Origin of the sequence: Pseudoalteromonas sp. PAST1, from assembly GCF_021532515.1 — a bacterium.
In the GTDB taxonomy this organism is placed as follows: domain Bacteria; phylum Pseudomonadota; class Gammaproteobacteria; order Enterobacterales; family Alteromonadaceae; genus Pseudoalteromonas; species Pseudoalteromonas simplex.
In genome coordinates this window covers 22,182-34,706 of the sequence record NZ_JAKGBH010000049.1, presented here as the reverse complement: position 1 = coordinate 34,706, position 12,525 = coordinate 22,182, and the positions used below count along the sequence as shown (strand labels likewise).

Below are 12,525 nucleotides of genomic sequence, written 5' to 3'. Positions count from 1 at the left end.
GAGGACATATCATCGAAGTGCTGAATTAGAGACATAAAAAATCCGATATTATTTCTAATATCGGATTTTGAAGCTATGAAAAGATCAGTCAAGTGATCATAAAAATATTCTTAACTGATCAGCATTAAGCGCTATGCACTGGCGTTTATCAATTACGGAAAAGAGTAGCGCACAATTCGTTTTACGACAGAAAAGTACTGGCGAAAGAAGCCGCCGGTATTGTAGTGGATGCCGTGCTCTTTAAAGATAGCTTGCACCTTAGGGGCAATTTCGCGGTAGCGTTTTGCGGGTAAATCTGGGAATAAGTGATGTTCTATTTGATAGCTCAAGTGCCCAGTCATTACATGAAACAGGTTACCCCCTTTGATATTTGATGAGCCTAACGCTTGGCGGTAATACCACTGGCCTTGTGATTCATTTTCGCAGTCTTGTTGGTTAAATGTTTCAACTTCACCGGTAAAGTGCCCACAAAAGATAATGGTTGAGGTCCAGAGGTTACGTAATAAATTAGCCGCTAGGTTGCCTGTTAAAACCCACAAAAATAAAGGCCCAGCAAGCATTGGAAAGAGCAGATAGTCTTTCAATAGTTGGCGTGCCCCTTTACTAAAAAAGCGCTTTTTCAGTTCACCGTGCGGTACTTTGTAATCGCGGTCATCTTTTTTCTTGCCAAAAAATACTCGCTCGGCAGCCATTTCATGGTACGACACCCCCCATTGAAACAGCACACTGAGCAATAGGTAAGTGACAAATTGCCACAGGTTTTTTATCCGCCAACGAAAGTCATTCGATAAGCGTAGTAATCCATAACCGAAGTCGCGATCTTTACCAATAATATTGGTATAGGTGTGGTGCTCGTAGTTGTGAACACGGTTCCAACTAGCTCCATCGCACGCTATATCCCACTCGTAAGACTTTGAATTTATGTATTTATCATTCATCCAATCGTATTGGCCATGCATCACATTGTGGCCAATTTCCATGTTATCGAGGATTTTTGCAGTGGCTAAACTAAGCACACCCACGAGCCATAAAACAGGCTGAATAAAGCCTAGCATTAATAGAATTCGGCCACTCCATTCAAACACTCGCTGGCAAACAATAACGCGGCGAATGTATTTCGCGTCTTGTTCACCGAGTTTTGATTTTACATCTGCTTTAACGCTATCGAGTTGAGCGGCTAATTTTTCATAATTGACTGTTTTTGTTGTGTTCATGCTGATAACTCCACGTCACTGACTGGTTGCGATATACAAAGTTGAATTAACTGCTCTGAGCTATCAGAGAGCTCACCGGTGCGAATATCACGCACGATGCCTTGCTTTTTGACGCATTGGCATTGATGGCAAATCCCCATACCACAGCCAACTGTCACAGGTTGCTTATTCGCTTGTAAGTGGGTCAGTAAGGTTTGTTGGTTATCAATCGTGAATGTTTTGCCCTGATGAGTGAGTGTTAAATCGTGCTTATCAGAGGTTACTACAGCAGCAGGGACTGCACTGAAATGCTCACTGTCGATTGGCGTATTTAATTGCTTAGCTAAAGCGGCTGCTTGCTTATACAAAGCAGCTGGGCCACAGACTAACCAGTGTTTATGCGCGTTTGTTGTCAGCCATGTCGTCGCATCGCCATCTTTGTTGCGCTCAAGTAAGTGATAATCAAAATTGCTCAGTGATTGCTTTAGTTGATCAAGCTCATCTTTAAGCCAGTGGCTGTTTGGCTTTGCATAATAAAGCAGGGTAATAGTGTGTTTGCTATCTGCAGGTAAAGATTTAAGCATGGCTATAAATGGCGTAATGCCTGAGCCACCGGCAAGCATGATTAAAGAACGCGCGGTATTTGGCATAACAAACTGGCCTTTAGCCTCAGAAATATTAAGCCATTGCCCTGGCCTCAAATTTGTTAGCTTTGATGTAAATGCGCCGATTTCTTGGCTGCGGATCAATAAACGAATTTGTCGCTGCTGCCTTGCCAATTGTGGTTCGCTTGCGATGGTAAACACACGCGTTAGCAATCGTCCATTTGTTTGGATTGTTAACGCAATGTGCTGGCCTGCTTGATGAACTGGCCATGCTTTTTCTGGCTCAATAATCAGCTCAATGCTTTGTTCAGCAAACACCTGTACATGTTTTACTTGTGCACGGAAGTAGCCTTCGCGCCAGCCTGGTTTAAAGCACTGAACCACACTCTCCCAATACCCATTCCATGACTGATGATGCAATAAATGTTTTGATAATGAATTTAATAACGCTCTCATTTTTCGCCTTTAGCTTACAGGTGTACGCCAACTTGGCGCACAAGTGTAAGCTGAAATGTGATAATTGCAAGTCTAATTTGAGTAATTATTCTAAAAAGCAGTTGACCAAGGTTTTTAAAAGCGGCATCGAAGCAAGACTATTTAGAGTAAGGCCAAGCAAAGCGCTCTTTTAGCTAGTTAAAAGGAATTGGCTTTGGCTTAGAAAGTTAAAGCAGTTAATGAAAATGGATTTAATTTTAATTTTTCTAATGAAAAAGTGTTGCCGCTTTTTTGATTTTCGAACTATGTTTAATCAGGTACAAATACGTAGTAGAGGGAAAAAGATGGTCGATAATTGCACTATTCTTATCATTGATGATGAAGAGATTAACACTTTACAACTTGAACACGCACTAGAAGATGTTGGTAACATAATCACCTTAAACGACAGTACCCAAGCACTGGAGTTAATCCATAAAGCAAAACCTGATGTTTTGTTACTTGATTTAGAAATGCCAAAAATTAGTGGCTTTGATATTTTACAAGAACTTCAATTCACTCCAGAGTTTGAACAGCTACGAATTATTGTTATTACTTCACATGGTGATCCACAAATTGAAGAATCAGCATTATCTTTAGGCGCAATTGATTTTATTTCTAAACCTCTGAACTTAAAGTTATGTCGATTGCGAATAGAAAATCACGTTAAAGTTAAAGCGCAAGAGAACATTTTACAAAATACCCAAGCTGCTTTATTTGCTGAAAAAGAGCATTTACGTATCACAATTGATTCGATAGCAGACGGCGTTATTTCAACGGATCAACATGCCCAAATTACTTATATGAACCCTGTAGCGCAAAGGCTTACGGGCTGGTCTCAAACTGCTGCAAAGGGTCGTCATATTGAAGAGGTGATGAAATTAGCTGACTCCACAACAAAAACACCTTCAATAAATCCACTTACTGTTGCTCTAAAGGAAAACCGCCCTGTGGCGATGGCAATAAACACGCAACTAACGAGTAAACAAGGGGTTGAACACCGAGTTGAAGATAGCGCAGCACCAATTTTAAATGAAAAAAAACAACAATGCGGTGCTGTTATGGTTTTTCAAGATGTTAGTGAAACGCTCGCTATGTCGGTTCAAATGACGTACTTGTCTCATCATGATCAACTAACCTCACTACCAAACCGCGTATTACTGCATGATAGATTAACTCAAGGTATTGCCAGAGCCTCTTTTAATGACACTAAGCTAAGTTTATTACTGCTCGATTTGGACAAATTTAAGTTTATAAATGATGCGTTAGGCCATCATATTGGAGACGAAATTATTGCTCATATTGGCCACTCTTTAGATTGCTTTGCTTGTAACGATATTACAGTTGCACGTGTCGGGGGGGATGAATTTGCGCTTGTTGTCCCTCATGAGTCACATTCTTTGAGTCTAGAGCCTTTGATAAATCAAGTGCTTAATGTAATTAGTAAGCCATTTCGCTCTGGTGGCGAACAACATATTCTTTCTGCAAGCTTAGGCATAAGTGTTTACCCTGATGATGCTAATTGTGTTGAAGAAATGCTTCGCCATGCAGACTCCGCTATGTATAAGGCAAAGAACGAAGCGGCAAATAGTTATTGCTATTTCAGCACAGACTTACAGGTTGAAATGAATAAACGCCTTGATGTAGGTAATAAGTTAAGAAAAGCCCTCGAAAATAACGCCCTTGATGTGCACTATCAACCTAAATACGATTTACGTAGTGGCGAAATGGTTGGCGTAGAAAGTTTAGTTCGTTTAAGTGATGATGAGGGCGGGTTTATATCACCACTGAATTTTATTGAGTATGCTGAAGAAACGGGCTTAATTTTTAGGTTAGGCGAGCAAGTTTTAGAAAAAAGCTGTATTAGTGCAAAACGCTGGTTAGATGCAGGTGTGCCGACAAAAGTGGCCGTAAATATTTCCGCTAAACAGTTTACCGACTCAAAACTTGTAGACACAGTCGCGATGATTTTAGAGAAAACTCAGCTACCGAGTAAATATTTAGAGTTAGAAGTGACAGAGTCAGCGCTAATTGAAAACTATGAGTATGCGGTCAACCAACTTAAATTAATTGCCAATATGAAAGTAAGTATTGCCCTTGATGATTTTGGTACAGGGTATTCTAGCTTGTCGTATCTAAGGCTGTTTCCTTTAAATGTATTGAAGATAGATCAGTCATTTGTACGTGATATGCTAACTGATTCGCAAGCGCTTGATATTGTTTCAACGATTATTGAACTTGCGCACTCTCTTCATCTTCAAATTGTTGCTGAAGGAATAGAAACGGCTGAGCAAAAAAACAAACTAGATGAGTTGGGCTGTGCCACAGGGCAAGGCTATTTGCTTGGTAAGCCAATGAATTATGAAAGCCTAACGCAATTGCTTTTACACTCGTTGCACAATAACGACCAGTATGTTTGAGCTTAAGTTTATCTTTTTTATGTCTTTTGAATCAATTTTTGAAATTTATTCTACACTTTAAAAACTATAAATTCGTTGGAACTTCAAATGACTAACTCAGTTGACCGTCGGCGTTTTCTTAAAGGTTTAGGAGCTGGCGCGGCCGTCTCTACTCTTGCATTTAAAGCACCTTATGTTTTTGCTAAAAATAAAGTCACATTAAGGGTGCTTGGCACACATGTTACATTGCAAGAAGAACTCAGAAGCAGGGCAATGCGTGAATTAGGCATTAACCTAGAGTTTACGCCAATGGGAAGCGCCGCCGTTTTACAAAAAGCAGCAGCAAATCCAAGTTCATTTGATTTGTACGAACAATGGTCAGACTCAATTAATATTTTATGGCAAGCGGGGGCAATTCAACCTATCGATATAGATAGGCTTGTTTATTGGGATGAAATAAACCCATTAACAAAAACCGGAAAAATAGTCCCTGAAGCTAAGCTTGGCGCGGGCGACTCTCCTAATAAACTGCTTTATGTTCAAGACGACGGTACGCTATCGCAAACTCCGAGCAAAGCAATTAGCTTTATGCCTTATGTTCATAATGTTGACTCATTCGGATACAACACCCAAGTGATAGAGCAAGGGATCCCTTATCAAACTGAATCATGGGCTTGGTTACTTGATGAAAAACACAAAGGAAAAGTTGCGCTAGTAAACGCCCCTACAATAGGTATCTTTGATGCGGCCCTTGCTGCGCAGGGTCAGGGACTAATGACCTTTAATGACATGGGCGATATGAGTATTGCCGAAATTGATCAACTTTTTGCTATTTTATTAGAAAAAAAACGACAAGGGCATTTTTCTGGCTTTTGGACATCGGTTCCACAATCGGTGGACTTTATGAAAACAAAACGAGTAAACATCCAAAGTATGTTCTCGCCAGGGGTGAGTGCGTGTCGTGGAGCAGGCATTCCCGTGGTTTATGCATCTCCAAAAGAAGGCTACCGAGCTTGGCATGGTGTTATGTGCTTATCAGCCAATACACAAGGGCATGTAAAAGATGCAGCATACGATTATATGAATTGGTGGTTATCTGGTTATCCAGGAGCTTTTATCGCAAGGCAAGGGTACTACATTTCAAACCCAGAGCGAAGCCAGCCCTTAATGTCAAAGCCGGAGTGGAGTTATTGGTATGAGGGTAAAGAAGCCGTTGTAGATTTACGCGGTACCGATGAAAAGGTATCTGTAAAAGCGGGTCAAAAGCGTGATGGTGGTAGCTATATTCAGCGATTTTCAAATATCGCAGTATGGAATACTGTGATGCCTAATTACGATTACAGCTTAGATAAATGGTTTGAATTGTTAAATTCATAAGGGCTTAGATTGCTTAACATCTTTTCTAAATCAATTGCTGCAAAGATGTCGCTGGCGCTGCTGCTATTATTATTAGCATTGAGTGCTAGTTTTTTTGTAATGGATAAGCGATTAAAAACCATAGAAACGGCATTTATAGAGATTAGCCGTATCAGTAATTATGCGGTGAGTATCTTAAGAATAAATAAAGACATTGTAGAGATGCAGCGTGATATTTCTGTGTACGGCAACTCAGGGAGTAAGTCTGTTTTTAATAAAATAGAAGATAACTTTCAAAGTATAAAAAAACGTTTAGGTAATATAAATTTTAATCAAAATGAAGCAAACAGTCAGGTTTACTTAGATTCGATGTCTGAGCTTTTGAGTCGATACGATGAGAACCTAGCAGTACTTACAAAACGCTATGAGGTCAGGGCGCATTTAATCTATCAGGTGTTACCAAGTATATACACCAATGCGATAGCAGAACTTGAAACTTTGAAATCAAATAGCATCAATACAGAAGATAAATTAAGTATCGCAGAGCTCACTAACCTATGGCATTCAATGCATCACGATGCGTATCAATTTTTATCGAAGAAAGACTATTCAAAAAGGGCTAAAGTGAATACTACACTGGGCTTGCTTAATCAAAAACTACAAGTGCTTCAAGGTCCTGCGATAACACTCGATAAAATGTCCCAGTTTACTGCTAATTATCAGCAGCAATTCTCTAAAAGTATTCAAGCTAACCGTCATTACTTAAGTTTAGTCAATGTGGTTATGGCAGGTGATGCTATTGAATTTAGTACCTTATCAAACCAGCTAAGAGAGCTTTCTTTATCGAGATTAAAACAAATTAAATCGGAGGCTGAAAAAACAGTTTCAAATTCTGAGCGTATTTTAAAGCTCCTTGCGATCGGTGTTGTTATTTATATTGTGGCTTTTGCAATTGCGTTTCATTTGCAAATTTCGCATGCAATTAAGCGCCTTACCGTTAGTTTTAAATACTTTTTGAGTGGTGACCTTTCGGCCAAAATTTATGATTTAAATCGCAAAGATGAAATTGGTGTTTTAGCGAATGCAGCAGAACGATTCAGGGTTTTAAGTAAAGACCTTGCAGATGCAAAGCAATCAGCTGAGCGTACAGCGAAAGTAAAATCTGAATTCTTAGCAAATATGAGTCATGAGATCAGAACTCCTATGAATGGTGTTTTAGGTATGGCTCGGCAGCTAAGTCGCACACCATTATCGGCAGAGCAAGCAAAGATGCTCAATATCATTAAATCATCAGGTGCAAGTTTACTGGTTATTATTAACGATATTTTAGATTTGAGTAAAATTGAGGCTGCTAAAGTAGAGCTTGAGTCAGGTCCAATTGAATTAAGCTCCTTGTTGAACGAGTTAACGCATTTATTTTCGCAACAAGCTGAAAATAAAGGTATTGAGTTATTTATTACGACAACGCCAGAGCTCACCGACTTTATATTTTTAGGTGATGAAACTCGGCTCAAACAAGTACTCATTAATTTATTAGGCAATGCAATTAAGTTCACTCATCGTGGTAGCGTGTTACTCAACGTCATTATTGAAGAAGTAGTGAATGATGAGTTTAAAGTAACTTTTAGTGTATCTGACACGGGTATTGGTATTGCCAATGAACAGCTAGATTCTTTGTTTGACGCTTTCTCTCAAGCAGATGCTTCTATTACTCGTCGCTTCGGTGGCACTGGGCTTGGCCTGACTATCTCAAGCAAGTTGTTACATTTGATGAATTCGTCATTAAAAGTAGAAAGTGAACCAGATAAAGGCTCTATGTTTTATTTTGAGCTTAATGTTACCCGAACATTCATAACCCCTGCTATTAGTGAAAGCCTTCTTGAAGAGAGTAGTGAAAAGTCCGTTGATTTTTCCCATGTAACTGCACTGGTGGTTGAAGACAATGATATTAACCAAGTGGTAATCGAGTCTATGCTGGCTGAGTTTAATATAAAGTCGATCAGTTTAGCTGATGATGGGGAACAGGCCATAGCACAGTGTGAAATAGGGGCGTTTGATATTATTTTTATGGATATGCAAATGCCGGTATTGGGTGGCCCTGAGGCAACATTGAAAATTAGAAAACTACCTGCCTATAAGCACACACCCATAGTGGCATTAACCGCAAATGTGCTTGCAGCAGACAAACAGCGATGCTTTGAAGCGGGTATGAACGACTTTATTGGCAAGCCAATTAAGTTCGAAAACTTAAAACGTGTTTTGGTTAAGTGGTGCTCTTAGCATCACCAATAAACTAACAAGGAAGCAATGTGAACAGTCTCAATATAGATAATAAAAGCACAATGTCATCTAAAACGTTTTTGTTATTTGTTTCATTAATTTTTAGCGTTTTTGCTGCCATCGCTGTCTACTTTTTCGAGGGGCATGTTAAACGGGATGCGTTAAACTCAATTGATCAAGAGTTTACAGAAACAAACCAGCGTTTAAAGAAAATACTCACATCTTCGATATTGCAGTCGAAATCTGATTTACGATTTTTATATTCAACGCCCCCTATAGCTGGCCTACCTCGGGCTCATTTTAATGATGGAATTGACCCCTACGATGGTACAACCTATCAGCAATGGAAGGAGCGGCTTGAAACCATTTTTATAGGCTTTATGGAGAACAATCTTGCGGTTGAACAGCTGCGCATAATAGCTGTGAGCGCAGAAGGAAAAGAGTTAATTCGTGTGCAACGTGTTGGCGCTTCAGTAGAAGCTGTACCTGACTATTCTTTACAAGCGAAAAGTGCAGAACCTTATTTTTTGCCAAGTTCATTATTAGAAGTGAACCAAATATACATGTCGCCTATGTCGCTAAACAAAGAGTTTGGCGAGGTAGTGTTTCCTTACAAACCCATGTTGCGTTTTTCTATACCCATATACAGTGATAAAGGAAAGCGTTTTGCTTTTTTAATCATGAATGTAAATGCCACCCCATTAATACAGAAGCTAAAAGAAACTATTTTTGATTATTCTCAGTTAGTGATCAGCAGTTCAGAGGGAGATTTTATTTATCACCCTTATGAAGGGTATCAATTCACGAGAGACTTAGATCCGTCTATTACATGGCAGTCAGTGTACGATCAGCCTGTTCAGCACCAAGGGCTATATTTAGTCACTGCAACTTCACCAACAACTCAGCAGTTTTATGTTCATTCAGAAAAAGTACAAACAAGACCAGGTAAAAGCTATGGCTTTATCAATTTTAATCTTTTAGTGGCTAAGCAATACGTTGATAAAGTAATAAATGAAAAGCGGGTCATGACCTATAGCTTATTAATTTTGATAATTCTTTTTACGGGGGTATTACTGTTAACGTTTTACCGAAACGCAAACCGGAGCCAGTTACTAGCAGAGGCTAGAAGAGAAGCGTCTGCTATCGTTGAAGGGTCGATAGATGCCATTGTTGGTTTAAATCTAGAAGGTAAATTGACAAGTTTAAATAAAACAGCTGAAAACCTATTAATGTTGGCAAGTTCGATGTCGATAGGAAAAGCGAGTAAAGATATTGATTTTTTAGCCCGATTACCTATTCCTGATTACATTGCGGATATTCAAAACTCAAAAACACAAATCAAAGATGAATGCAGTATTTCTGAAAACGGTGTGGTGAATTATTTCGCCATTTCGGTAAGCCCTGTTTTTTCGGATCAGCGCGTTTTAATCGGGGTTGCATTGATTATTAGAGATATTAGCAAAGAACAAGAAGCTGCGAATAAAGTTAAACGTTTAAATTCGGAGCTTGAGGCAAAAGTAAGGCAAAGAACTCAAGCACTTGCTGAAGCTAAAGATGAAGCAATAAAGCACAGCGATATCAAAAGCGCATTTATATCTAATATCAGTCATGAACTACGCACGCCATTAAATGGAGTGATTGGCACGTTGAATATTTTAAAACGTCAAACATTGCCCGATAATGCCCGTAAGCTTGTAGATATGATGGAGTTAAGTGCTTCAAATTTAAGGCTATTAATAAATGATATTTTAGATTTATCTAAAATTGAGTCGGGTAAACTCGATTTAAACATTCAAAAAATCAAACCTCAATTACTGATCGAAAGTTTAGTCGAGTCATGCTCTGTGAGGGCTTTTGATAAAGGTCTTGATGTTTATTTAGATACGAGCGGGCTGGCTTGTTACGAAGTTAAGACTGATCCACTTAGGCTTACTCAGATCATTAATAATTTGATTAGTAATGCGATTAAGTTTACAGAGCAAGGCTTTATCAAAGTAACGGCATCATCTGAGCAGGTTTCTAATACGGAGCATACCTTAAAAATTACCGTGCAAGATACGGGGATAGGAATAGAGTTAAATACTCAACGTCATTTATTTGATGCATTTCAACAAGCTAATAGTTCTATAGCCGACAACTATGGCGGAACAGGGCTTGGTTTATCAATATGCAAACAGCTGTGTAATATAATGAATGGTGATATTGCAGTTAATTCTGCAATTAATGAAGGGAGCGCATTTAGCTTTTACATTAAAGTTGGGAGTAGCCAAGCCCCTAAACCAGATGTTTCAGACTATTATAATCATAAACGTATTTTATTGATTAGTAACAACTCGCAATGCCATGATGTGATGCAAAAGTTACTAAAAGTATATGGGGCTGATGTTAAAGTTAGCGACATAAACACACTTGCTGATGAACATACAAGCAATGTTGATTATGTTTTTATTGATTATGAAAGTATTCAAGCGATAAACCCTCAATCACTGGTAAATAGCCTCGCTAATACATTAGAACAAGGCCGTATAATTTTACTGCATCTACCAACTAACCCCCTTCCAAAGGCGCTCGTTACAAAAGTTACATCCCTTAATAAACCAATTACACAAACTAATTTATTGAGAGTTGCAGGTTTTGAAGTATCAGAAAATGAGCCACTTTATTTGCTGAGTGAAAACAGAGCGACAGAAAATGACATAACAGCAGATGTTTTAACCCAACTTAAAGGCTGCCGAATATTAATTGTGGATGACAATGATATAAATATTGAAGTTGCACTTGGCGCCTTAGATGGATTGCCTATAGAGGTTATTACTGCTCAAAATGGTCAAGAAGCGCTGGAAATTTTATTAAATTCTAAAGCGAGTAACGAAGTTATTCATTGTATTTTAATGGACTGCCAAATGCCGGTTCTCAATGGTTATGAAGTGTGTGAAAAAATCCGAGCCGCAGAGGCTGGTCAATACTATGCACAAATTCCCATCATAGCAATGACGGCAAGTGCTATGGCTGGTGAGAAGGAAAAGTGTATTGCAGTTGGAATGAGTGATTATGTTAGTAAACCTATCCAAGCTCACGAAGTTCAGTCAAAAGTTGTTAAGTGGTCTTTATCGAATTACGAGAGAAATTCGCTTAGTACTGAACAAAGTAATTTAGAGCCTCTTTGGGATCGTGAGCAAGCATTGGTTAGACTTTTAAATAAAGAAGCCTTATTAATTAAAATATGCGAGATGTTCATTACTAAAGCGCCGCTAAGGCTTAAAGAATTGCAAAGCCAAATTAATGCTAAAGATAGTGAGCAAGTTCGTCAGGTTGCACATGCCTTAAAGGGGATGTGCGGAGAAATAAGTGCCAGTCACTTGAGAAGTTTATTCGCTGACGTTGAAAAAAAAGCGAGCCAAGGCAATTTAAACCTTGAGAAAACTATTATAGAAATAGAGCAAATACTTACCCAGCTTATTACTGATATCACTCAATGGTTAGAAGAAAATTAGTTTATGTTTCATTCAAAGAGCAATTTAAAAATAAACACAATTTTACGATATCGAATTATACCAATTCGCTTAATAAAGTGGTTTATTTTGAAGCAATAAAATCTCGTTGATAACAAGGCAAAAATTTCGTTATTCAGTTGTGCTCGGCAATTGCCTCTTGATTGCTTTACCTTCTGCATCCATGCGGTCGTAAAGCAGAAATTTTTAACGCAGATAGTGGGTTTAATCCCTTAAAATGATTAAGTATTATTGCAGATTAGTATTAGCTGTAACTTTAAACAGCTAACGTGAGTTTCTTACTCATTTGCAACCGGCCTTGATAAGACATACCAAGCTGACAATAGCATGAACAAAGCGACTGTTGTTGTAAGCGGCCACGCTGGTGACGCACCAAGATAAAATAATATGAAGCCTATTGCCATCCCCACACAGGCAATACATTTAACTTTACGCGAAATCGCGCCATATTGTTGCCAGTTTCTTAATGTTGGTCCGTAATGGCGATGATTTAAAAGCCAGGCTTCGAACCGCGATGAGGAGCGCCCAAAGCAATAAACAGCAACAATTAAAAAAACAGTCGTAGGCATCACGGGTAGAATCGCACCTATAATTCCAAGCCCTGTAAAAATTAAACCTGTGAGAAAGAATAGTACTTTCAGTACTTTGGAACCTTCAGTCATTCCGTGTGCGTTTTTTATTTTGTTGCTGCTCATTTTTATTTTTG

7 protein-coding genes are annotated in these 12,525 nt (G+C 38.8%); 4 read left to right on the top strand and 3 right to left on the bottom strand.

What is annotated here, in order from left to right; all coding sequences use genetic code 11:
• Window positions 1–152: 152 nt before the first annotated feature.
• Entirely contained in the window at window positions 153–1,214 is a 1,062-nt protein-coding gene (locus L1272_RS18690) for a fatty acid desaturase family protein (protein ID WP_235374062.1), read from the bottom strand.
• The gene (locus L1272_RS18685) at window positions 1,211–2,254 is read right to left on the bottom strand and encodes a flavin reductase family protein (RefSeq protein WP_235374061.1); all 1,044 of its coding nucleotides are present in this window, start codon (window positions 2,252–2,254) and stop codon (window positions 1,211–1,213) included. Before L1272_RS18685 ends, L1272_RS18690 begins: the two co-directional genes overlap by 4 nt.
• Window positions 2,255–2,577: 323 nt before the next feature.
• Here L1272_RS18685 and L1272_RS18680 point away from each other — a divergent pair, with 323 nt between their 5' ends.
• The 4 genes from L1272_RS18680 to L1272_RS18665 all read left to right on the top strand — a co-directional run bounded on the left by L1272_RS18680 (window position 2,578) and on the right by L1272_RS18665 (window position 11,801).
• Complete coding sequence (locus L1272_RS18680; RefSeq protein WP_235374060.1) at window positions 2,578–4,692, top strand: EAL domain-containing protein; 2,115 nt, start codon at window positions 2,578–2,580, stop codon at window positions 4,690–4,692.
• Between the two features lie 87 nt (window positions 4,693–4,779).
• Window positions 4,780–6,048: an ABC transporter substrate-binding protein gene (locus tag L1272_RS18675; RefSeq protein WP_054553551.1), complete on the top strand. Its 1,269-nt coding sequence runs from the start codon at window positions 4,780–4,782 to the stop codon at window positions 6,046–6,048.
• A 9-nt stretch (window positions 6,049–6,057) separates the two neighbouring features.
• Window positions 6,058–8,307 (top strand): ATP-binding protein, encoded by a 2,250-nt coding sequence (locus tag L1272_RS18670; RefSeq protein WP_235374059.1) that lies wholly within the window; start codon window positions 6,058–6,060, stop codon window positions 8,305–8,307.
• A 29-nt stretch (window positions 8,308–8,336) separates the two neighbouring features.
• The gene (locus L1272_RS18665) at window positions 8,337–11,801 is read left to right on the top strand and encodes an ATP-binding protein (protein WP_235374058.1); all 3,465 of its coding nucleotides are present in this window, start codon (window positions 8,337–8,339) and stop codon (window positions 11,799–11,801) included.
• A gap of 296 nt (window positions 11,802–12,097) precedes the next feature.
• On the opposite strand, the gene L1272_RS18660 is transcribed toward L1272_RS18665, so the two are convergent.
• Window positions 12,098–12,514, bottom strand: coding sequence for a YbaN family protein (locus L1272_RS18660; protein ID WP_235374057.1), 417 nt, complete (start codon window positions 12,512–12,514; stop codon window positions 12,098–12,100).
• Between the last annotated feature and the right edge of the window lie 11 nt (window positions 12,515–12,525).

Excerpts from the sequence above, each read along its gene's own strand:
- L1272_RS18690 (WP_235374062.1), bottom strand. The coding sequence starts at position 1,214 with ATGAACACAACAAAAACAGTCAATTATGAAAAATTAGCCGCTCAACTC.
- L1272_RS18685 (WP_235374061.1), bottom strand. The coding sequence starts at position 2,254 with ATGAGAGCGTTATTAAATTCATTATCAAAACATTTATTGCATCATCAG.
- L1272_RS18680 (WP_235374060.1), top strand. The coding sequence starts at position 2,578 with ATGGTCGATAATTGCACTATTCTTATCATTGATGATGAAGAGATTAAC.
- L1272_RS18675 (WP_054553551.1), top strand. The coding sequence starts at position 4,780 with ATGACTAACTCAGTTGACCGTCGGCGTTTTCTTAAAGGTTTAGGAGCT.
- L1272_RS18660 (WP_235374057.1), bottom strand. The coding sequence starts at position 12,514 with ATGAGCAGCAACAAAATAAAAAACGCACACGGAATGACTGAAGGTTCC.